Below are 22685 nucleotides of genomic sequence, written 5' to 3' on the forward strand. Positions count from 1 at the left end.
CTTGCTGCTTCGCTGGAAATCGGCGTCCCTGAGGTCCCAGCTCGTCGCCATCATCATGGGCCTGCTGCTGCTTGCCTTGGCAGCCACGGGTGCAGGAACGCTGACCCTGGTCAAGAGTTACCTCCAGGGCCAGGTGGACGACAAACTGAAGGCCGCCGTCGCCTTGGCCCAGGATCAGCAGTCCTTTGACAAGCTGGCCCAGCCCAACCCCTCAACTCCCACCGACTCCGCCGTGCCCACGGACTACTCGCTGACGCTGTACGTACCCGGTCTTGAGCCCTACCCCTTCGGCGGCAGTCAGAGTGATCGTCCCGCGATTGCCAACATCACCGCAGCTGAAGCCAAGCTCCGCGGCAACTCCCCCTTTCAGGTCAAAGGTACCGCCGGCAGCAATTGGCGCGTAGTGGCCATTGGGGTCACCGCCAACGGCCAAAACGGCGTAGTGATCATTGGGTTGCCGCTCACTCCCGTGGACAAAGTGATGGAGCATGCAGTCCTGGTGGTGGTAGGCGTTGGCCTCTTGACCTTGGTCTTGGCGTTCTTCATCGCCACCTGGACTGTTGCGCGTTCCTTCCGGCCACTGGCCAAGGTGGAGAAGACCGCCGCGGCCATCGCCGCGGGCGATCTGTCCCGCCGTGTGGAAGTGGATAATCCCCACACCGAGGTCGGCCGGCTGGGCGGTTCCCTGAATGCCATGCTTGCCCACATCGAGGCTTCCTTTGCTGCCCGGGCCGCTTCCGAAGGGCGTATGCGCCGCTTCGCAGCCGACGCCTCACATGAACTGCGCACCCCCTTGGTGACTATTCGAGGCTTCTCCGAGCTGTACCGTCACGGAGCCTTGGCCACGCAGGAAGACGTCGCCATGGCAATGGGCAGGATCGAAAGCGAAGCCAAGCGCATGGGCTCCATGGTGGAGGACCTGTTGATGCTGGCCCGCCTCGATGAGCAGCGGCCGCTGCAGCTCAAACCCGTGGACCTGCAGCTCCTTGCGCACGATGCTGTGGTTGATACAAGAGCCTCCAGCGGGGACCGGACCATCACGCTCACGGGTCTCGACGGCGCCTCTCCCACCGCCGCACCGGTCCAGGGCGACGAAGCCAAGCTCCGCCAAGTGATCGGTAACCTGGTGGGCAATGCACTGAGGTACACGCCCGAGGGCAGCCCCATAGAACTCGCTGTCGGTGTTCGAAAAACACCGGCAGGGTCAGTTTCAGTGATCGAGATCCGCGACCATGGACCGGGCATTCCGGAAGAGGAAACCAACAAGATCTTTGAGCGCTTCTACCGCGCGGACACCTCACGGACCCGGGAGACCGGCGGTAGCGGCCTCGGCCTGGCGATTGTTGCCGCGATAGTGGGCTCGCACGGCGGTACAGTCCAGGTTGCAGAGACCGACGGCGGTGGCGCGACCTTGGTGGTCAGCCTTCCGTTCCACGAGGAATCTGCTGAACTGTTGTCCACATAGCGCCGTTGTTCCGCCGGTTACGGTCTCCCGATCACACCCTTATCCACATAGCGGCGAATGCCTGTTCTGCGGTTGCGGGAGGCTGCTTAGGCTCGATGTTGTAGCCACGCATCCCCCGCAAACCGCGGAACATCTTCGTCGAAAGGCATTACCCATGAGCGTCATTTCCGTCGACACCGAACTGCTCCAGCTCAAGTCAGCCAACGTCAAGGGAACTGTTGATCGCATCAGTTCCGATGTCCAGACCATGCGGCGCGGCCTGGAAGAACTCGAAGCCACCTGGCGGGGAACAGCTGCCACCAATTTCCAGGCACTGGTCATGGAGTGGTCCCTGACCCAGAGCAAGGTGGAGGCGTCCTTGGCTTCCATCAACCTTGCTCTATCTTCAGCGGCCACAAGCTATCTGGAAGTGGAGCAGGGAAACACTCAGCGCTTCACCTACTAGTTACCTGTCCGGCTCTTTCCGCACTCCATGAAACTCCTGCGGGGCCGGCTGTCTTCCCCCTGTGCAGCCGCCTCGCAGGTCATGAGGAGCCTGAAGACTGAACAAGCACTCACTTGCGCCGAGTAGTTCAAGCCTGCCCCCCGGGCCCAGCCAGCGGGACTAACTCGAAGGGTCTAGCCTTCAACAGTCCCCTGGTGGAAACGGAGCCGCCATTGCCCGCGGTCCAGCAGCCAGACAGAACTGCGTAGCACCGAGCCTGTGTGCGCGAAGCTGCGGTAGTTCAGCAATATGGTGTTCTCACTCAGACGGTCCGCGCTGAGCAGTTCCAGTTCGGTCGGTTCACCGGGGTCCTCTTCCAAAGCCACCATCATGGCATCCCGTGTCCAGAACCTGCCTGAACTGCCGATCTCCGCGAAGTCGGGGTGGAGCAGGACACCGATCCTGCCAATGTCCGCCCTCACATCCGGGCGGAGCAGTTCCCGCTCCAAAGCCAGGACTGTGTCCTCCGCTGACAGCTGCTGTGTTGAAGCGTCATCCTCCAGCTCGCTGAAAAGATCGGCCTGCCCAAAGATGCCGGCTTCACCGAAAAGGGTGGGCTCAAAATGCGGCCGGGTGCTTCGGTCAGCTTTGACGGATGCAGCACCTGATCCAAGGGAAGGAACGCCGGCGGGGGCGCCTACCGTGACGCTGGATGCAGCGCTGGCAGGGACCTGCTCCGGCCCCTTGCCTCGCTCCTGGCTCCGTTCCTCTTCCCGGGCACCAGGGAACCCTGGACCTGCACGGTGCGCGACGCCCTGCTGGTAGGCAGTAGCAACGGCTCGTGCGCGCTCATCCGCAGCTTCGTTGAGGTCGTGACCGGCATGGCCCTTGACCCATTCGAAGGTATATTTACGGCCCACGATTGCTTGGTCGATCTCCTTGAGAAGGTCAACATTCAGCACAGGCTTGCCGTCGGCCTTTCGCCAGCCCTTCCGCTTCCATCCCGACATCCACTTAGTGATGCAGTTAATGACGTACTGGCTGTCGCAAAGGATCAAAAGCTCTTCTTGTGGCACATGGGCTGTGGACCGGAACAGGTCCAGGACGGCCATCAATTCACCCTGGTTGTTGGTACCGTGCGGCCAACCCCCTGCTCGCCAACAGGAGTCATCAACGTACCAGGCCCAACCGGCCGGCCCAGGATTACCGAGGGCGGACCCATCGGCGGCAGCAATAATCGTCATGGGGTTAATCCTGCCAGACCCCACCGACACTTAAACTGTGCTACCACCCAACTAGGGGACAGCACCTGTCGCTACGGGCCCTCATAAGTGCTGGATCTGTCCCCTACTTGGTGCGGACAGCAAACTTGGGTGCGGACAGCAAAACGGCGGCCCCCACCAAAAAGGTGAGGACCGCCGTCGTGATGCTTGGCGCTGTATCGCTACAGCTTCGGGCTTAGAAGCCGCCCATGCCACCCATGTCGTCGCCGCCGGCAGCCGGGGCGTTCTTCTCGGGCTTGTCGGCAACTACAGCCTCGGTGGTCAGGAAGAGACCAGCGATGGAAGCAGCGTTCTGGAGAGCCGAGCGGGTGACCTTTACGGGGTCGTTGACGCCGGCAGCCAGAAGGTCTTCGTAGACGCCCGTGGCAGCGTTCAGGCCGTGGCCCGAAGGCAGTCCGCGAACCTTGTCCACCACAACGCCAGGCTCGAGGCCGGCGTTGAAGGCGATCTGCTTCAGCGGTGCGTCGATGGCAACCTTGACGATGTTGGCACCGGTAGCCTCATCACCCTGAAGGGTGAGGTTGGCGAATGCCTTGGCGCCTGCCTGGATGAGGGCTACGCCACCACCGGCAACGATGCCTTCTTCAACGGCAGCCTTTGCGTTGCGGACTGCGTCCTCAATGCGGTGCTTGCGTTCCTTGAGCTCAACTTCGGTTGCGGCACCAGCCTTGATGACTGCAACGCCGCCGGCCAGCTTGGCCAGGCGTTCCTGCAGCTTCTCGCGGTCGTAGTCGGAGTCGGAGTTCTCGATCTCGGCGCGGATCTGGGCCACGCGGCCGGCGATCTGCTCGGCGTCGCCGGCACCTTCAACGATGGTGGTCTCGTCCTTGGTGACAACAACCTTGCGGGCGGTGCCGAGGAGTTCCAGGCCAGCGTTTTCGAGCTTGAGGCCAACTTCTTCGGAGATGACCTGGCCACCGGTGAGGATGGCGATGTCGGCCAGCTGTGCCTTGCGGCGGTCACCGAAGCCCGGAGCCTTGACGGCAACGGACTTGAAGGTGCCACGGATCTTGTTGACGATCAGTGTGGCCAGGGCCTCACCTTCGATGTCTTCGGCGATGATCAGCAGCGGCTTGTTGGACTGCATGACCTTCTCCAGAACCGTGACGAGTTCCTTCACGTTGGAGATCTTGGAGTTCACGATCAGGATGTACGGGTCTTCGAGGACCGTTTCCTGGCGCTCAGCGTCGGTGACGAAGTAAGCGGAGATGTAACCCTTGTCGAAGCGCATGCCTTCGGTGAGTTCGAGCTCCAGGCCGAAGGTGTTGGATTCCTCGACCGTGATGACGCCTTCCTTGCCCACCTTGTCCAGGGCTTCGGCGATGAGGCTGCCGATTTCCGGGTCGCCGGCGGAGATGGAAGCCGTGGCTGCGATCTCTTCCTTGGTTTCGATTTCCTTGGCGGAGGCCAGCAGTTCGCTGATGACTGCCTCAACAGCCTTCTCGATACCGCGCTTGAGGGAGAGCGGGTCGGCGCCGGCGGCAACGTTGCGCAGGCCTTCCTTCACCAGTGCCTGGGCGAGGACGGTTGCAGTGGTAGTACCGTCGCCAGCGACGTCATCCGTCTTCTTGGCAACTTCCTTGACCAGTTCTGCACCGATCTTCTCGTAAGGATCGTCCAGCTCGATCTCCTTGGCGATGGAAACACCATCGTTGGTGATCGTGGGGGCGCCCCACTTCTTTTCGAGGACGACGTTGCGTCCACGCGGGCCGAGGGTGACCTTGACGGCGTCTGCGAGGATGTTCAGGCCCCGCTCGAGGCCGCGGCGTGCCTCTTCATCAAATGCAATGATCTTGGCCATAACGGCGGTAGTCCTTTCGGGACAGTCGTTAAGAAGGTACCTGTCAGGTAGGGTGCCCGCGACGGACGGTCCATTGCTTGCGGCCTCTGTATGCCCCGCGCTCCGAACCTCACCCCACCAAGGTGTTTCTTGATCCTCCGCAGGTCCGCTACGTGTCCGCCGCCGGGTTTACCGGGCCGGACTTAGCAGTCGAACCATGGGAGTGCTAAATCAATAATTAGCACTCGACCGGTGAGAGTGCAAGCAGAGATGCCACTTTGCTCTATATACAGAAGGGTTTCAGCCAAGGGCTGACGCGGACACGCCCTACGAACTACGCGACGCGGACGCCCTCGGCTTGCGGGCCCTTCTGGCCCTCCCCCAGTTCAAACTCAACCCGCTGGCCTTCTTCGAGGGCGCGGAAGCCATCCATCTGGATAGCGGACCAGTGCACAAAGACGTCGTCGCCGGATTCATCTACAGTGATGAATCCGTAGCCTTTTTCGGCATTGAACCATTTGACGGTTCCCAAAGCCATGATGCCCACACTTTCGCAGTAGCCAAGACCGGTTGCCGGGATCTCCGTACCGGAATCAATCCACTGTAACCACAGTCACCATCACCGCGCTGCCGTGAAGGGGCAGGGCACCGCTTTTGTTATTGAGGCTTAACCGAGTTGGGGCTTTGACGCCGCAGAATCGCTTCCGCGGACTACTGGAAGCCGGGTCCGGCTACAACCACCAAGGGCTGTTGAACCTCAGGCGTTTCCACAATGGTTTGAATGCCCAGCAAGGTTCCCAATGCCTCGGCGTTCGCCTTTTGCCCGGGTGCGTTGTAGAAGATCACAGATGTCTGCTGCGGCAGTCCACCCCAGTTGCCTACGGTGCTCAATGTCCAACCGTCACCTTGTACAAGGCCTGCCACCCGACCGGCCAGGCCGGCGGTTCCGGCACCGTTGTACACAGCAACGGGGGTGCTCTTGTCCACAGGCGCTGAGGAGGGAGTCGCAGAAGCAGATTCAGACGGCGTCGGTTCGGCACTGGGTTCACTGCTGGGCTCGCTGGACGCTGGCGGTGCGCTGCTTGATTCAGTGGGCGCCGCGGATGGTGCCGTCGAGGTCTGCTGGGGTGCCGCCGTCGTGACGTTTGACGCAGCGCCCGGTGCCACCAGCCCAAGGTTGGGGAGGATCAGGAAGGCTACCAGTCCGAGTACCAAAGCCACTGCCCCAACAGTCAGGACCGGCCACAGAGTGGGCCGTGCGGTCTCTTGGGCGTCGCGGTGAACGCCTTGGCGGGACGTGTTCTGCGGGACCTGATCGAATTCGTCCCTGGCATATTTGGTCATGGTGAAGCTGTGTCCTTGCTGGTTGCTGCTGACTGATCAGCCTGGCGATTTACGCGTCGGACCCCAAGCGACGTGCAGTCCTCGCACGCTGGCGGGACGTACGTAGTCTACGCAGTCTCTTGACGAGCATGGGATCGTGGGCCAACGCGTCCTCGGTATCGATCAGCGCGTTCAGGATCTGATAGTAGTGTGTGGCGGAGAGGTCGAACAGCTCGCGGATGGCCTGTTCTTTTGCCCCGGCGTACTTCCACCACTGCCGCTCCAGCGCCAGCATCTGCTGGTCCCGCTCGCTTAATGGCGAGTCACTACGGGTCTCGGCTGCGAGGTCCTCGAGCGCAAAACCCGTGGTTTGAGACGCCATCGGTTCCGGTGCTGGTTCTGCCACGGCACACTCCTTCGACGCTTGTTGGGGGAAAATGTCCTACCCCCATGTTACGGGCGAATAACAACGCTGTCATTCGCCGGGCGGGCGCCGCGCAGGAGACAATGGCGTGGTGACTGGCGAGGATGCACTCTTTGATCTTGAACCTACCGACGCGGCCGACTCGGGCTTCGCCGCGCTCTGCGAACTGCCGCTCGAAGAGTTGATGGCTCCCGACTGGGCCGACGCATTGCGCCCTGTGGAACGTCAGCTCCGGGAGGCCCTGCGCTATGTTGCCAGCCAATCCTCCCGCGGCGCGCAGGTTCTCCCTGCGGCCCAAAATCTGCTGCGGGCCTTCAAGCAACCGCTGGCCGACGTCAAGGTCCTGATCCTGGGCCAGGATCCCTACCCCACCCCCGGCCACGCAATCGGACTTTCCTTCGCGGTTTCCCGCCCAACGCGCCCCATTCCGAGAAGCCTCGCAAATATCTACCGCGAACTCCACGAGGACCTCGGCCTGCCACCACGGGTCCACGGCGATCTCAGCGCATGGACCGAACAAGGCGTCCTGCTCCTGAACCGCGTCCTTAGCGTCGAAGCGGGGAACGCCGGCTCGCACCGGGGCAAAGGATGGGAAGCGGTCACGACGGCGGCAGTCACCGCCGTCGCCAACCGCACTGACGGCGCGGGGCGCCAGAGCCCGCTGGTGGCGATCCTGTGGGGGAAGGACGCCGAAAGCGTCATGCCGCTGCTGGGCGGAGCGCCGACGATCGTCTCGGTCCATCCAAGCCCCCTTTCGGCGTCGCGAGGCTTCTTCGGTTCCAAGCCCTTCAGCCGGACCAACGAACTTCTGGCTGGCTTGGGCGCTGACCCCATCGAGTGGGAACTGCCGGTTCTATAGCCCCTTCGTCCTGTAACGCCCGCTCACATCCCACCCCAAGCGCGCGGGATATGCAGGAGGGTTAGGCCCAAGCGCGCGGGATGTGAACGAGGGTGTGTAACCTTCGACTCATACCCAGCCCACGCGCAGGCAATTAGCTTAGGCTTACCTTCATGACTGCACTCCCCGTCACTTCGTCCGCCACACGCAAAACCCGCCCGCAGGTCAACCTGACCGTCCTGCGCAACGAACGCCTGTCACCGCACATGGTGCGGATCGTGGCCGGAGGACCCGGATTCAGCGACTATGCGAACAACGAATATGTGGACCGTTACGTCAAAATTGTCTTTCCCCAACCTGGCGTCCAGTACCAACTTCCGCTGGACTTGTGGGCCATCCGCGAGACCATGCCCCGCGAACAGTGGCCCCACACCCGGACTTACACCATCCGCTGGGTGGACTTGGAAGCCCAGGAACTGGCAATCGACTTTGTGGTCCACGGCGACGAAGGACTGGCCGGCCCCTGGGCTGCGGCAGCAAAGCCGGGAGATACACTGACCTTCACGGGTCCGGGCGGTGCCTACAACCCCGCACCTGACGCCGATTGGTACCTGTTCGCCGGTGACGACGCGGCGATACCAGCCATTGCGGCCTGTGTAGAGACCCTTGCTCCTGATGCCCGCGGCACCGTGTTCCTTGAGGTGGATAGCGAGGAGGACATCCTGCCTATTTCCGCACCCGCAGGTGTGGAGCTGCATTGGCTGCTTCGCAAGGGCGTTCAAGCGGGGTCCAGCGAGCTGCTTCTTGAGGCGCTCAGGAGCACGGAGTGGCTACCCGGACGCGTGGATGTCTTCGCCCACGGAGAGCGGGGGTACATGAAGGGACTCCGCGAGATCTTCTTTGTGCAGCGCGGCCTGGAGCGTTCGCAGGTCTCACTCTCCGGATACTGGGCACAGGGTCGTGTGGAGGAAGTCTTCCAGGCTGAGAAGAAGCTCCCCGTAGGCCAGATCTAAACGCAGGACAGACTCAGACGCACGACAGATCCAGACGCAGGACAGATCCACACAGGGCAAATCCAGGGTCCTTAAATGCCGAACGGCGCCGCCTCTTGGCAGCGCCGTTCGGCTTTTGTGCTTTAGCGCCTGCGTACCCTGCGCCGTTCATTGCTGGAGAGACCCTTTGTGAGCGGCCGGGCCAGGTTGTCACCGAGCACGATGCCCGCCGCGACTCCGAGCACTATGGCGCCGGCATTGAGCATGCCGCCGGCACCGAGCAGAATGTTGCCCCCTTCAACCGTGAGGGCGTACATGGAGCGAAAAATGGTCAGACCGGGCAACAGAATCAATGCGGCCGGAACAGCCACAACAAGCTGCGGTGCACCCAGCTTGAGGGCCACCACTCGGCCCAACAGACCGACGACCACTGCAGCGACGGCGGGTGACAAGCGGTCCCCGAGGCCGGCTTCGCCAACCCCCCACAAGACGAAGAAGCCCACTATGCCTACTGCCGCCGTCGGGAATAACAGCCGCATTTGAGTCTGTTCGGTGACGCCAATGGCCACCACCGCAACAGCAATAAGGACTGCCTGGATCCACAACGGATAGGCGTCGGGGAAGGTCTGTGTGACGTCCAGGACGGCGCTGCCCATGAGCGTTCCGACGACGACGGCCACGCCGATTCCCGCAACGATTGCACCGAAGGTGAGCAGCGTGGAGAGGAACCGGCCCGCGGCCGTTACCGGGAAGCCATTGATGGCGTCTTGCACGGATGAGACGAGGCGTCCGGTGGGCAGCAACAGCAGAATCCCTCCCGCCACCACAATGGATGGAGCAATTTCCACCCCTGCCCACCGAAGCATCAGCGCAATGAACGTGACAAGGAACGCGCAGGCCATGGTGTTGAAGAAGTCGGCCGTCCGCCACCTGGCAAGTTGCCGGGAGAGCAAGCTGATCAGGATGTTCGAGCCGAAAGCCACCGCGGACGCACCGATACCACCGCCCAGGACGCCCACGAACACCGCGGCAAAGATGCCGAAGGCTATGGTGACCATCCAGCGGGGGAAGGGCTTGGCACTACGGATGATCTCGTTGAGCCTGCGCACAGCTTCATCGCGGCCCACTCCCCCGGCCACGATGTCCGTGACCAGCTGATGAACCTGGGCCAAGCCGGCGTAATTGTTGGTCCAGGACCGCACTACGCGCAGCAGCGTAATGGGAGTCTGATCCTTCGGCGCGTAGTTGATGGCCACCGACTGGTTGGTGATGTCCACTTCAACGTTCTTCAGGCCGAGGGCTGCCGTGACCGCAATCATGCTGGTCTCTACCTCGAGGGCGCCTGCACCGTAACGGAACATCACTTCGGCAAGGTGAAGAGCGAAGTCAATGGTCTTGCGGGCCGAAGCGTCCACTCCCACTACTTGAATGGTGGGGTTGGCGTAGGGACTTCCGGCCAGCCTGTCCACAATATTCATGGGTGCTGTGGGTGGGCTGTCGCCTTGAACCAGACGCATCAGCATGCGTTTGGCGTTGACGTTCTGCCGGACCTGGGATGGCCGCAGCGGCTGGGTTTTGGGCAACCCGTCTGTGTGGGGCCTGTTGGCGGACCCGTCGGGGCGTTCAGTCACGCGGTGATCCTCCCTTGGCTTGTGTGATTAGCGGTTCCTCCGAAGTTTTCCTACTACCGGCAATTTCTCAAGGGGCAATCGTCCCAGAACTGTCTGGGCGGCCCCTGCAAGCTTCCTGACCGTGCGGTAGCCGTGGAAGATGAGCGGGTTCACCGGTGCTACAAAATCGCCCACCAACTGCACTACCTCGCCGCCGAAGCCCTTCTTGAATTCGTATCCGCCGTGGCCGGTTTCATCCTGCCCCTGGATGCCGAATGTGCCGTAAAAGTTGTAGCGGGAGTATCCGTTGTTCAGCGCGTGCAGCATCATGCCCCAGTAAAGGGACGTGGCCCCGTTGAAGTAGATGTAGTCCTGCACTGTGCCGCCGATGACGCACACCAGTTCGTCACCCGAGCACGCGAAGTGGATGGCCGCAACGGTGGCCACACCAACAGAGTCAGGGAAACGCTCAATGTCCTTGAGGCTGCGCTCGTAGCTGTCCACGAGGTCCTGGACCACTTTGACGCGATTGGCCTTCTTTTTGCTTCCGGTCTCCTCCACCTCGCGCTTCAGATCGGCAAGGGTCTTGGATTCTGCATCCAGGCGCTCGGTGATTGAGGCCCGGTATTCAGGAATGTTGATCTTGGCCATCATGAGCTTGGTGAACTCATCCGAGGTGTTCCGCAGGAGTTGCTCGTAGTACTCGCGTTCGCGGTACGTGAAGCCCTTCTCATCTCCGGCCGTGCTGAGGGCGTTGTAGAACTCATCCAGTGTTTCCAGCGTGGCCTGTTCCAGGTAGACGCCGTTCTTCTCGGCTTTACGGATGGCCTTGCGGGTGCGGTAGTTCATGCCCATGATGAGCTCTTCGGAATCAGCGATTCCATCGAGCTGCTTGATGAACATCCAGTTGATGTTGGCGAAGTTCATGTCAAAACCCTGGTGCTTGAAACCCAGGCCTTCAAACTCCCCCAGCAACGGACGGTTGTCCTCAACTTCCGGGTGCTCGGCGCCCTCTACATCCCGCGCGATGTACCGGATGTTGGGCGAGATCCGCAGCTCGGCGGCCTTCTTCGAGGCCGCATGCTTCTTCAACTGCTCGACGACGAAGCGAACCACTGTGGGGTCGCTGTAGTCCATCAGTGGTCCCTTGGCGCAGTCCACGGTCTTGTACCCGACGCGGTTGGACGCGTACACGAGTTTTCCCGCAGCTATGAGGCTGCCGCCGCGGGTTACGCCGAAGAGTTCCACTTCCTGCCCGCGGGCGCGCTGAAAGCGTGTCAGATCCATGGACTGGATGAAGCTGCCTTGGGCGTGTCCCTTGGCGAATGTCTCGAAATCAGCGTCACTGAGAATCACGAATTCCATGTCGGTTCCAGCCTCGATCGGAGTCAAAGAAATTACCTCACCTAAAAGTAGATTTGCACCCGTTGGTGGCCGGGGCGGGCCTGAAGTTGGTTGGCTTGCTTGCTGCGTGGCCGTCAGTAGAACTGGCCACCGGTACGCGCGGTTTCGATTCGACGGAAAACGCGCTCAGCGCCCTTAAGCCAGAGCTTGTAGCGGACCGGGCCAAGCACAAGGTCGTAGCACCCTACAAAGTCCGTGACTGTCTTGGTGAAGCTTGTCTTGAAGGATCCCAGACCGTACAGCGGGTGGCTCTTGTCCTTGATACGGGCAGACGGGGGTGTGCCGCAGAAGTCGTATTCAACGCAGCCAAGTTCCTGCATGCGCTGGATCGCCGACCATTGAACCAGGTGCGAATCACCGTATTGTTTGCGGTTCTGGGTGGACCCGCCGTCCTTGTATGTGGCCTTCGAGCCGTAATTGATTACGAAAGCACCAACACTGGGTGCGCCGTCCTCGTGGACGAAGAAGAAGTGACCCTGTCCCCGGCTGCCGAATTCTTCCCAGAATTTTGCGTAATACTCGTAGCTTCGCAATGGCATTGCGCCTTTGGCGTCCATGGTGTTCCGCATAAGGGCGTAGAGCTTGCGGTAGCTGTCTTCGCCGGGCTCTGCCTGCAGAACTTCGCACCCTTCACGTTCCGCCCGGCGGACAGCGTTCCTGGCGCGCGAAGAGATGCTGCGGAGAACTTCATTGGCCGGTGCTGAAATGTCCAGCACGGCTGTGGAGTCATTGGACTGGATATTGGGAGCCTTCACCAGACCGGCAGCCCGGAGTTGTGCCACAGCGTCAGCGGAGTCCACAATGTCAGGCTCGATCTTGATGGTGAAGACGTTCATCTTCTTCTCACGGGCCAAGGCGGCTACAGCTTTCAGGGCAGGCTGGATGTCGCCGACGTCCAGCACGTCCGGCCCCTTGATCAGGTACCAGAGCCGACCCATCACGGGGAACTTCTTCTCCAGGAGCAGGTTGTAGCTGCTGTACTCCTGAGTCTCAATGACGAGCCGCCGGACCAACCAGCCGTTACCGTCCTTGACTGCCGCGTAGGCGTCCGACTGCAGCATGTTGCCGCCGTTCGGATTCGCCGTGACGTGCTTGTCCCAGTTATCGATTTCCTCGGCGGTGGCAAAGCGGGCGGTAAATTCTCGCAAGGTGGCCGTGTCCAATCTCAGGGTTTTGGTGCAGTGTTCAAAAGCGTAGTGCGCATGCGGACATGCAGCCTCAAGTCTATCGGGCTGAGAAAAATCGGTTGGTTTACCAGGATAAAAGGGCGGTTGCGGTTAGCTACAAACGGATTTGCTCCGTGCTTTCCAGCTTGATGGCCTTCGGTGCCACGCCGGATTCCAGCTGGCCCCTAACCAAGCGATCCGCATTGATGAGCCTGCTGAGGCTGAGCCCCGCCAGGTCGGCGATCTGTCCGATGGGAACTTGGAACGTCCTGAACGGTCCCAGCGGCGGCGGCTCGCCTTCAAGGAGCCGCTGGCTGACCGCTTTCTTCAACTCCACTTTGCCCAGCATGGGTGACTGGTCCAGGACAAAGCCGACGGCGGCCAGCTTGGCGTCGTTGGTCCATGCGGCGATCTTCCAGAACTTTCGCGGGATGTGAACGCCCCTCTATAAAGGATCGTCTTCTAGGAAGACCGGCCCCGTGAACACACTCAGCTTTGCGTCATAGGCGTCGGCGTGTCCCAGAACGTGATCTTCGAGCCCTACCCACAATTCCTTGCCTTGGTTGAAGTCATCGATCTGTGGCGCCGCGTTTGTATAGCTGAAGGTGTCCTGATTGGCTTTCTTTGCTGTTGCCGCATCGCCCCACACCGGATCCAGGCGCCGGACCAGGTGGCCGCGATCAAAGGCGTTGTTCTTGTACAGATCCGGGCCGGCCTGCTGCTCCTGACGGATTCTGTCATCCAGGTGCCATGAACCCTCACGGGCCAGGGGCACCAGTTCCTTGCCGTTGATGTTGACCCCCACAATTGCCGCGAGCTTCCGGGCAACCCGGAACCGCACGGAGAAGTGGGTGTAGTCCAAAAGAACCGTGGTTGCCGCCGGACTGGGCAATTCAAGCCTTGTCCGCAAAAAGTCCCTGCTGTATCCCCCGCTCATGGATACAGCATGACATCAGGGACTGACAGAAATGGGACTCAGCATTCGACGACGTTGACGGCAAGTCCGCCCATGGCTGTTTCCTTGTACTTGTGGGACATGTCCTTGCCCGTTTCACGCATGGTCACGATCACCTCATCCAACGAGACCCGGTGCGTCCCATCACCCCACAACGCCATCTTCGCCGCGTTGATAGCCTTCGCCGCAGCAATCGCGTTCCGCTCAATACACGGGATCTGCACCAACCCCCCGATCGGATCACACGTCAACCCCAGGTTATGTTCCATCGCGATCTCAGCCGCGTTCTCCACCTGACCCGGCGTACCACCCATCACCTCAGCCAACCCCGCAGCAGCCATCGACGACGCCGACCCAACCTCACCCTGACACCCCACCTCAGCCCCCGAAATGGACGCCTGCTCCTTATACAACACACCCACAGCACCCGCGGCGAGCAAGAACTTCACCACCACATCATCCCGATCCCGCTGAGAAGCCTTGTCCATGCCCGGCGCATAATTCAACGCGTAATACAACACCGCCGGGATAATCCCCGCAGCACCATTGGTCGGAGCCGTCACCACCCGGCCACCCGAAGCGTTCTCCTCATTAACCGCCAACGCGATCAGATTCACCCACTCCTGCCAATACTTAGGATCGTTCCGGTCCTTATCCTCCTTCAGCAACCGCTCCAACCAATCAGGAGAACGACGCCGGACCTTCAAACCCCCAGGCAACACACCCTCACGCTTCAACGACGTTTCAACACACGCCTCCATCACCGACCAGATATGCAGCAGACCCTCCCGGATCTCCTCCTCACTCCGGGACGCCCGCTCATTGATGAACATGATGTCGCTGATCCCCAAACCCTTCGAAGCGCACCGGCCCATCAACTCCGCCGCCGTCCGGAACGGCAACGGCAACTCCTTCTTGGACTCCTCCAACTCCTGCTGCGCCGCGTTCTCCTCACCCTCACGGACAATGAACCCGCCACCGACCGAAAAGAACGTCGCCTCCCTGAGAACATTCCCCTCAGCATCAGAAACCGCGAACTTCATCCCGTTCGTGTGCCGCGGCAACACCGTCAACGGATGCAGGATCATGTGCTCCACCGCATAAGGCAACTCCACACCCCCGCCCGAAGCACCAGCCAGGTTCAACACACCCGTCTCAGCAATCCTCGCGAGCCGCTCCTCCACCTCGTCAGGCAGGATCAGCTCGGGGTGATACCCCTCCAAGCCCAGCAGAGTAGCGGTCATGGTGCCATGCCCACGACCCGTCGCAGCCAACGAACCATACAAATCAACCCGCAGCGACGCCACCGAGCCAAGGACACCGGCGTCCTTGAGCTCGCCGGCAAACACCGCGCCCGCCCGCATCGGCCCCACAGTATGGGAACTCGACGGGCCAATACCCACAGTAAACAGATCGAAAACGCCAACAGCCATGGTCGGGATTCCTTAACAAAGCTTGAAAACGGTCCGGCAGATGGTCCTGCCGGAGGGTCGCCCCCGCTTATGGCAGCAGGCGACCGAAGCACGACGCCGGATGGCCCCCATAGGCGGCAACCCGGCGTCGCAATTTTATTCAGTTCTACGGTCCCACGCTACGCCACAGTGGGCCGGTGGTGGAGGCCAAAGGGTTCTGGCCCGTTGGGCCGACGTCCTCCGCGGGCTCGGTCGCAGAAGCGCCCGCTGGGCGGACGCGAAGCTCCCTTGGACGCCCGCTTCCGGACGCCAGCCCAAAGGGGCCCTGGCGAGGGCCATCCCGGCGCCCGATTCGGGGTCTAGCTGCAGAACATGCCGCGCGCACGGCACATCCAGCAGCGAACCCCCGAATCGGACTCGGTAGGGAGGACGTTAGGAGAGGTCTCCGCCATTCTTGGAGGCGTATTCCTCCGCGGAGAGCAGCGGGCCGTCGGACTCGGCGGCAACCTTGAACAGCCAACCTGCGCCGTAGGGATCGTTGTTGATCAGGGCCGGATCCGAGACAACGGCATCGTTGATCTCGGTAACCTCACCGGTGACGGGCGAGTACAGGTCCGAGACGGACTTGGTGGACTCAACCTCACCGCAGGTCTCTCCGGCGGTAACGGTGGAGCCAACCTCGGGCAGGTCAACGTAAACGATGTCGCCCAGGGCGTCGGTGGCAACCTCGGAGATACCAACGGACACCGAGTTCCCTTCGCCGCGGGAGACCCACTCGTGCTCGTCGGAGTACTGAAGTTCGGGCGCTACTTTGGGCATTCTGTTTCCTTTACGTGTAGTGGCTACATCTAATTGTGTCGTGTCTGGGCCGTGAGCGTGGCGGATTCGCGGGCGTGGGGCACCGAACTCCTCCGCGTGCGTCCAAGGGAGCGTCGCGTCCGCTCAGCGGGCGTTCCCGCGACCGAGCACGCGGAGGATGCCGGACCCGACGGGCTTTTGGACGACCCGTCGGGTACGGCTCCGGCTTACTTTTGGCGCTTGTAGAACGGCAGTGCGACGACTTCGAACGGCTCGCTCTTCCCGCGGAGGTCAATGTCCAGGGCGGTGCCTGTCTCAGCAAAAGCAACGTCGACATACGCCAACGCTACCGGGTAGCCGAGCGTGGGGCTGGGCTGACCGGACGTGACTTCACCAATCACTGCGCCGTCTTTGAGGACCGGGTAGTGTCCGCGTCCGGCGCGACGTCCCAGGCCCTTGAGGCCAACCAGTTTGCGTCCGCTGGTGGAGCCGGCGCCGTCGGACTTAAGGGCAGCGAGTGCCTCTTTGCCCACGAAGTCGCCTTCTTTGGACAATGCCACCACGGGTCCCAGTCCTGCTGCGAAGGGGTTGCCTTCGCGGGAGAGTTCGTTGCCGTAGAGGGGCATGCCGGCTTCGAGGCGGAGGGAGTCACGTGAGGCGAGGCCGGCCGGAACCAGCTCACCTTCTTCCGCGACGCCGGCGATTGCCTGCCACAACGCAGCAGCGGACTCGTTGGGCACGAAGATCTCGAAGCCGTCTTCGCCGGTGTACCCGGTGCGGGCCAACAGCAACTCGTGGGTGCCGCCGTCGAACATGAACGGAACATCAACCGCCGCGTAGTACTTGAGGTCAGTGACCAGTGCGTGCTGTTCCGTGGGCACAAGACGAAGCAGGATCGCTTCAGCGAGCGGCCCCTGAACTGCAATCAGCGAGGTGTCAGCGGATGCGTCCTCAACGACGACGTCGAAGCCGGCCGCGCGCTCCAGAAGAGCCGCAGCTACAACCGCAGCGTTGCCGGCGTTCGGAACCACCAGGAACTTCTCGTCCCCACGACGGTAGGTGATGAGGTCATCGATGATGCCGCCGTCTTCCTGGCAGATCAGCGAGTACTTGGCCTTGCCCACTGCCATGGCGGAGATCTTGCCCACCAGGGCGTAGTCCAGGAACGCCGCGGCCTCGGGACCGGTGACCCAGACTTCGCCCATGTGGGAGAGGTCGAACAGGCCGGCGGACTTGCGGACGGCGTGGTGCTCAGCCAACTCCGAGGAGTACTTGAGCGGCATCTGCCAGCCGCCGAAGTCGGTGAAGGAAGCGCCGAGCTTCTTGTGCTCTTCGTAGAGAGCTGTGTAGTTCTCAGTCATTTTTCCGGAACCCCTTAGTTTTCGAAGTCTTCGATCGGCGGGCAGGAGCACACCAAATTGCGGTCTCCGGCTGCGCCGTCAATGCGGCCTACGGGCGGGAAGTACTTGTCCTGCTTGAGGTGGTGGACCGGGAAGGCGGCCTGCTCACGCGGGTAGGCGCGGTCCCAATCAGAGGTTACGACGGCGGCTGCCGTGTGGGGTGCGCGGCGAAGCGGGGAATCCTGCACGGAGAAGTCGCCGTGAGCCACCTGCTCGATCTCGGCACGGATGGTGATCATGGCTTCGATGAAGCGGTCGATCTCGGCCAGGTCCTCGGATTCGGTGGGCTCCACCATCAGGGTTCCGGCAACCGGGAACGCCAGTGTGGGGGCATGGAAGCCGAAGTCGATGAGGCGCTTGGCCACATCCTCAGCGGTGACGCCGGTCTTGGCCGTCAGTTCGCGGAGGTCAAGGATGCACTCGTGCGCTACGAGTCCGCCTTCGCCGGTGTAGAGGACCGGGAAGTGCTCGTTGAGGCGGGAAGCGATGTAGTTCGCCGCCAGCAGCGCGGACTTGGTTGCTTCGGTCAGCCCCTGGCCGCCCATGAGCTTCACATACGCCCAGGAAATCGGCAGCACGCCGGCGGAACCGAACCGTGATGCGGAGATCGGGACATCGTTGCCTTCGGTCCAGGAAGCGGCATCGCCAGGCATGAACGGTGCAAGGTGAGCCTTCGCGGCAACGGGACCAACGCCGGGTCCGCCACCGCCGTGCGGGATGCAGAAGGTCTTGTGCAGGTTCAGGTGGGACACGTCGCCGCCGAACTTGCCCGGCTGGGCAAGGCCAACGAGTGCGTTGAGGTTGGCACCGTCGATGTAGACCTGGCCGCCGGCCTCGTGAATGGCGTCGCAGACTTCGCGGACGTCGGCGTCGTACACACCGTGCGTGGACGGGTAGGTGATCATAATGGCCGAGAGGGCGTCCCGGTTGGCCTCGATCTTGTTCTTGAGGTCAACGTGGTCGATGGTGCCATCGGGTGCGGTGGCCACCACAACCACCTTCATGCCGGCGAGAACCGCGGAGGCCGCGTTGGTGCCGTGGGCGGAAGCGGGGATGAGGCACACGTTGCGCTGGTCATCACCGTTGGAGCGGTGGTAGCCGCGGATAGCCAGCAGGCCCGCGAGCTCGCCCTGGGAACCGGCGTTGGGCTGAATGGACACTTGGTCGTAGCCGGTGATCTCGGTCAGCTGGGCTTCGAGGTCGGTGATGAGTTCACGCCAGCCCTCGGTCTGGGAATCCGGGGCGAATGGGTGGATGGAGGCGAACTCCGGCCACGAGATTGCTTCCATCTCAGCGGTGGCGTTGAGCTTCATGGTGCACGAACCCAGCGGGATCATGGTGCGGTCCAGCGCGAGGTCGCGGTCCGAGAGCTTGCGGATGTAGCGCAGGAGCTGGGTTTCGGATCGGTGGGTGTTGAACACAGGGTGCTGCATGAAGTCGCTGCTGCGCTCAACGGAACCGTCAAGCGCGAAGCCTTCAACGGACTCAAGCACCGAGGCGCCGAAGACGGACGCGACGTCGGCCACAACCTCGGGAGTAGTGGTTTCATCAACCGAGATGCCAACCGTGTCAGCGTCAACGCTGCGCAGGTTAATGCCCTTGGCCTCGGCGGCGGCGACGATCCCAGCAGCCTTGCCAGGGACGCGGACGGTGATGGTGTCAAAGAAGGAATCGTGAAGGACCTCGACGTCGGCGGCCTTCAGTGACGCTGCGAGCGTGCGGGCGTGGCTGTGGGCGGTTTCTGCAATCGCCTTCAAGCCCTCGGGACCGTGGTAGACGGCGTACATGGAGGCCACAATTGCCAGGAGCGCCTGCGCGGTGCAGATGTTGGACGTGGCCTTCTCGCGGCGGATGTGCTGCTCTCGGGTCTGCAGCGCCAGGCGGTAGGCGGGGACACCGGCGTCGTCCTTGGAAACGCCCACCAGACGGCCGGGCATGGAACGCTCCAGTCCCTTCTGGACGGCCATGTAGGCCGCGTGCGGGCCGCCGAAGAACAGCGGAACGCCCAGGCGCTGCGCCGAACCAACGGCAATGTCCGCACCCTGCTCGCCCGGAGGGGTGATGAGGGTCAGCGAGAGGAGGTCGGCAGCTACGGTGACCAGCGCGCCGCGTTCCTTGGCATCGGCGATCACGGCGGAGTGGTCGAAAACGCGGCCGGACACGCCGGGCTGCTGGAGGACGACTCCGTTGATGGCACCTTCGGGAAGTCCGAGGGAGAGGTCAGCCACCTCAACTTCGAAGCCGAGAGCCTCTGCACGGCCCTTGACGATTGCGATGGTCTGCGGGAGGCAGTCGGCGTCGAGGACCGTCTTGCCGTCCTGGACGGCTTTGTTCTTGTTGGCACGGCGCATCATCAGCACGGCCTCGGCAACAGCGGTTGCTTCATCCAGCAGTGAGGCGTTGGCGATCGGCAGGCCTACAAGGTCCTGGACCATCGTCTGGAAGTTGAGGAGTGCTTCAAGGCGACCCTGCGAGATTTCAGGCTGGTACGGCGTGTACGCGGTGTACCAGGCCGGGGACTCAAGGATGTTGCGTCGGATCACCGGCGGCGTCACGGTGTCGAAGTAGCCCTGGCCGATCATCTGGACGGCGGTCTTGTTCTTCGAGGCAAGCTTGCGCAGCTCAGCCAGAACTTCAACTTCGCTCAGTGCGTTCTGCAGGGTCAGTGCAACGTCCTGGCGGATGTCGTTCGGGACGGCGGTGTCCACCAGAGAATCGACGGTGTCATAGCCGACGGACTTGAGCATGGTCTCAATATCGGCCTGGCGGCGGGCGCCGATGTGCCGATCGACGAAGGTGGTGGAGGCAGAACTAACCGTCACGAAGGAACTCCATTACTTGGGCGGCGTTTGGGTACGCCGCAGCGGCTGGGTTCCTCCCCGCTCTGTATTGGACCTGAGAGTTTCCGCGCGTTGCGTGAACAACAATCGCTTGCACCGTCGGTGAGCACAGCATTCGTCCACCCTGAGGTGGGCTTGAGTGCCTGCTGCTTTCCAGAGTTGCCTTGCCGCGGCGGTGCGTGGGCCTGAGAGATTCCTGGGGAGGGTTTGCTCCTACGGCGCCTGCATCACTTGCTTGCAGGACTCTCCCGCCGCAGATCAAAGGCATGTTCAGTTGTATGTGAGCGCCTTGTTGGGCACGCCACAAGAGTTAATTGTCCTACGCGACGGGCTCTGCAGCAAATGGATGAACTGCTACTTCCGCAGCCGCTCCAGGACTCCCAGCAGGATTTCGACGTCGGCCTCCCGCCCGGCGTTGCCGCCTTCCTGGCCGCCTTCAAAGATGGCGTTGAAATAGAGGCCGTCGCCCATATAGCTGACGGCTTTGGCAACTTCCGGCCCCACGTCCTCTGCCAGTACGTCCAGCCACCGCTGCTGGATGGCGGCAAACCTGCGGCGGGTTTCTTCATGTGCCACCTCAGCCAGCCGGGTGGCCGCCACGAAGGCCCGGTCCATGGGGGTATCCGCCCAGAGCGATGACCGGATGAAGTAGGCGGCCGAACCATCCGGCGCCGCTTTCATCAGCTCGGTGTCTTCATCGGCCAGCAGGTCCAGGCGCCCCAAAAGTGCCGTGATCAGCGCTTCCTTGTTGGGGAAGTGGTAGAGCAGCCCGCCTTTGGACACCCCTGCCCGCTTGGCAACGGCGTCGAGTGTGGCAGCCCTCTCCCCTACTTCTATAAGGAGAGCTTCAAAGGCGTCCAGGACGGCGTCCCGGGCAATCGGTTTTCGTGGCATGTGTCCATCATTCCCTAAAGGTTCATGGGGTTTTATTTGAAACTGTACCGTCCGGACGGTACAGTAGAGGAATGTTCTCGCCGTCCTCAACCCAAGCACCCCGTTCCGCCCGCCCCGTTAAGGGCCAGGCAGCACCGTGGCGCGACTGGACGGCTCTGGCACTCCTGATGTTTCCGGTGCTGCTGGTGGCCGTCGACAACACCGCGCTCACCTTTGCCCTGCCCCAAATTGCCCGCTCCCTGGACGTGGGCGGCGTCCAATTGCTCTGGATTGTTGACGCGTATCCGCTGGTCCTGGCCGCGCTGCTCGTCTCCATGGGCAACTTGGGCGACAGGATCGGACGACGGCGGCTGCTTCTGATCGGCAGCACAGGTTTCGCAGCGGTTTCGGCTGCTACGGCATTCGCGCCTTCCGCTGAATGGCTGATAGCCGGCCGCGCCGGCCTTGGCATCTTCGGCGCCATGCTGATGCCCTCCACCCTGTCCCTGATCCGGAACATCTTCAGCGATCCCAACCGGCGCCGTCTTGCCATCGCCGTGTGGGCCGCCGGGTTCTCCGGTGGCGCCGCCCTTGGCCCTATCTTTGGCGGCTGGCTGGTGGAGCACTTCTGGTGGGGTGCCGTGTTCCTGGTTGCAGCTTTCCTGCTTTTGCCCCTGCTCGCTTTCGGCCGCGTCCTGATTCCCGAGTCAAAGGACGCCAACCCCGGACGCGTAGACGTGCGCAGCATTGTCCTCTCCGTGGTCACCATGGCACCGTTCGTCTACGGCATCAAGGAATTCGCGGTGCATGGTTTCGCCCCCACCGCGGCTGCCTTCATGGGCTTCGGACTGGTGATGGGCATTCTGTTCGTGCGTCGTCAGCAGCGGATCCAAAACCCCATGCTGGATGTTGCCCTGTTTAAGAACAAGGTGTTCAGCACGGCAATCGTGGCGAACGTCCTGTCCCTGTTCTCCATGACAGGCTTCATCTATTTCTTCGCCCAGCATTTGCAACTTGTTGAGGGCCAGTCCCCCATGGAGGCCGGGATCGCGATGATTCCCGCCCTTCTGGCAACAGTCATCGCAGGCCTGCTGGTGGTGCCGCTGGTCAAGCGCGTACGGCCCGGGTTTGTTGTGGCCGCCGGCCTGACACTTAGCGGCGTCGGTTACCTGATTGTGGTGGTGGGCGATCATGGCAGCGGACCGGTGTTCTTGTTGTCGGCCCTGACAGTTTTGGCTGTGGGCGTGGGTGCTGCCGAGACCATTTCCAATGACCTCATCCTCGCCTCCGTTCCTGCCGACAAGTCCGGCGCTGCCTCGGCTATCTCCGAGACCGGCTACGAACTTGGATCACTCCTGGGAACGGCGGTGCTGGGCTCGATCCTCACGGCCTCGTACCAGCACAACCTCGTCATACCGGATGGTGTCTCCACGCAGGCTGCCGGCAAGTCCAGTGAAACCCTTGCCGGCGCTGTTGATGCGGCTACTGCCCTTCCGGCCCCGTTGTCGGAGGCTTTGACAGTCGCCGCACGGACGGCTTTCGAATCCGGCGTCCACATCACTGCGGCGATCGGGCTGGTACTGATGGCCGGCGCGGCAGTGCTCGCCGCCGTCGTACTCCGGCGCGTGCCGAAGGCGCAGTAAAGAACGCAGGCCCGAAGGCGCGGTAAAGCCGTTGTGGGGCCCGCTCTGCGGGGTT

The 22685-nt window shown here is 62.1% G+C and carries 18 protein-coding genes, 1 pseudogene and 2 riboswitches; of the genes and pseudogenes, 5 read left to right on the top strand and 14 right to left on the bottom strand.

What is annotated here, in order from left to right:
* Window position 1 precedes the first annotated feature (1 nt).
* Both BACI9J_RS16570 and BACI9J_RS16575 read left to right on the top strand, forming a co-directional pair.
* Window positions 2–1465 carry a sensor histidine kinase gene (locus BACI9J_RS16570; RefSeq protein ID WP_159735337.1) on the top strand — a complete coding sequence of 488 codons (1464 nt, stop codon included), beginning with the start codon at window positions 2–4 and terminating at the stop codon, window positions 1463–1465.
* Window positions 1466–1619: 154 nt separating this feature from the next.
* Window positions 1620–1910, top strand: coding sequence for a WXG100 family type VII secretion target (locus BACI9J_RS16575; RefSeq protein ID WP_159735338.1), 291 nt, complete (start codon window positions 1620–1622; stop codon window positions 1908–1910).
* Between the two features lie 173 nt (window positions 1911–2083).
* On the opposite strand, the gene BACI9J_RS16580 is transcribed toward BACI9J_RS16575, so the two are convergent.
* The 5 genes from BACI9J_RS16580 to BACI9J_RS16600 all read right to left on the bottom strand — a co-directional run bounded on the left by BACI9J_RS16580 (window position 2084) and on the right by BACI9J_RS16600 (window position 6681).
* Window positions 2084–3133 carry a ribonuclease HI family protein gene (locus BACI9J_RS16580; RefSeq protein ID WP_159735339.1) on the bottom strand — a complete coding sequence of 350 codons (1050 nt, stop codon included), beginning with the start codon at window positions 3131–3133 and terminating at the stop codon, window positions 2084–2086.
* A gap of 214 nt (window positions 3134–3347) precedes the next feature.
* A complete protein-coding gene (gene groL / locus BACI9J_RS16585) occupies window positions 3348–4973 on the bottom strand; it encodes a chaperonin GroEL (protein WP_089593895.1) in 1626 nt (541 codons plus the stop codon).
* Window positions 4974–5286: 313 nt separating this feature from the next.
* Window positions 5287–5490, bottom strand: a complete 204-nt coding sequence (locus tag BACI9J_RS16590) for a cold-shock protein (protein ID WP_011773737.1) — start codon at window positions 5488–5490, stop codon at window positions 5287–5289.
* A 173-nt stretch (window positions 5491–5663) separates the two neighbouring features.
* Window positions 5664–6296, bottom strand: coding sequence for a LytR C-terminal domain-containing protein (locus tag BACI9J_RS16595; RefSeq protein WP_159735340.1), 633 nt, complete (start codon window positions 6294–6296; stop codon window positions 5664–5666).
* Between the two features lie 49 nt (window positions 6297–6345).
* Window positions 6346–6681, bottom strand: a complete 336-nt coding sequence (locus tag BACI9J_RS16600; protein ID WP_159735341.1) for a DUF3263 domain-containing protein — start codon at window positions 6679–6681, stop codon at window positions 6346–6348.
* Between the two features lie 106 nt (window positions 6682–6787).
* On the opposite strand from BACI9J_RS16600, the gene BACI9J_RS16605 reads away from it, so the two are divergent.
* The gene (locus BACI9J_RS16605; protein ID WP_159735342.1) at window positions 6788–7558 is read left to right on the top strand and encodes a uracil-DNA glycosylase; all 771 of its coding nucleotides are present in this window, start codon (window positions 6788–6790) and stop codon (window positions 7556–7558) included.
* Between the two features lie 152 nt (window positions 7559–7710).
* On the top strand, window positions 7711–8550 hold the full coding sequence (locus tag BACI9J_RS16610) for a siderophore-interacting protein (RefSeq protein WP_159735343.1): 840 nt from the start codon (window positions 7711–7713) through the stop codon (window positions 8548–8550).
* A 122-nt stretch (window positions 8551–8672) separates the two neighbouring features.
* Here BACI9J_RS16610 and BACI9J_RS16615 read toward each other — a convergent pair whose 3' ends face one another.
* The 9 genes and pseudogenes from BACI9J_RS16615 to BACI9J_RS16655 all read right to left on the bottom strand — a co-directional run bounded on the left by BACI9J_RS16615 (window position 8673) and on the right by BACI9J_RS16655 (window position 21008).
* Entirely contained in the window at window positions 8673–10160 is a 1488-nt protein-coding gene (locus BACI9J_RS16615) for a threonine/serine ThrE exporter family protein (RefSeq protein ID WP_159735344.1), read from the bottom strand.
* Window positions 10161–10187: 27 nt separating this feature from the next.
* Window positions 10188–11504: a peptidoglycan bridge formation glycyltransferase FemA/FemB family protein gene (locus BACI9J_RS16620; RefSeq protein WP_159735345.1), complete on the bottom strand. Its 1317-nt coding sequence runs from the start codon at window positions 11502–11504 to the stop codon at window positions 10188–10190.
* A 113-nt stretch (window positions 11505–11617) separates the two neighbouring features.
* Entirely contained in the window at window positions 11618–12706 is a 1089-nt protein-coding gene (locus BACI9J_RS16625; protein ID WP_159735346.1) for a lipid II:glycine glycyltransferase FemX, read from the bottom strand.
* A 118-nt stretch (window positions 12707–12824) separates the two neighbouring features.
* Window positions 12825–13646: pseudogene (locus BACI9J_RS16630) on the bottom strand (DNA/RNA non-specific endonuclease).
* Between the two features lie 38 nt (window positions 13647–13684).
* Window positions 13685–15097, bottom strand: coding sequence for an L-serine ammonia-lyase (locus BACI9J_RS16635; protein ID WP_159735347.1), 1413 nt, complete (start codon window positions 15095–15097; stop codon window positions 13685–13687).
* A gap of 411 nt (window positions 15098–15508) precedes the next feature.
* Complete coding sequence (gcvH, locus tag BACI9J_RS16640) at window positions 15509–15895, bottom strand: glycine cleavage system protein GcvH (RefSeq protein ID WP_026542540.1); 387 nt, start codon at window positions 15893–15895, stop codon at window positions 15509–15511.
* Between the two features lie 206 nt (window positions 15896–16101).
* Entirely contained in the window at window positions 16102–17235 is a 1134-nt protein-coding gene (gcvT, locus tag BACI9J_RS16645) for a glycine cleavage system aminomethyltransferase GcvT (protein ID WP_159735348.1), read from the bottom strand.
* Between the two features lie 14 nt (window positions 17236–17249).
* Complete coding sequence (gene gcvP, locus BACI9J_RS16650; RefSeq protein WP_159735349.1) at window positions 17250–20096, bottom strand: aminomethyl-transferring glycine dehydrogenase; 2847 nt, start codon at window positions 20094–20096, stop codon at window positions 17250–17252.
* Window positions 20097–20148: 52 nt separating this feature from the next.
* Window positions 20149–20276: riboswitch (glycine riboswitch) on the bottom strand.
* A gap of 1 nt (window position 20277) precedes the next feature.
* Window positions 20278–20375: riboswitch (glycine riboswitch) on the bottom strand.
* 93 nt (window positions 20376–20468) lie between these two features.
* A complete protein-coding gene (locus BACI9J_RS16655; protein WP_159735350.1) occupies window positions 20469–21008 on the bottom strand; it encodes a TetR/AcrR family transcriptional regulator in 540 nt (179 codons plus the stop codon).
* Window positions 21009–21079: 71 nt separating this feature from the next.
* Between BACI9J_RS16655 and BACI9J_RS16660 the strand changes: the two genes are divergently transcribed.
* Window positions 21080–22630, top strand: coding sequence for an MFS transporter (locus BACI9J_RS16660; protein WP_159735351.1), 1551 nt, complete (start codon window positions 21080–21082; stop codon window positions 22628–22630).
* Window positions 22631–22685: the final 55 nt, after the last annotated feature.

This window comes from Arthrobacter sp. 9V, from assembly GCF_902506065.1.
In the GTDB taxonomy this organism is placed as follows: domain Bacteria; phylum Actinomycetota; class Actinomycetes; order Actinomycetales; family Micrococcaceae; genus Arthrobacter.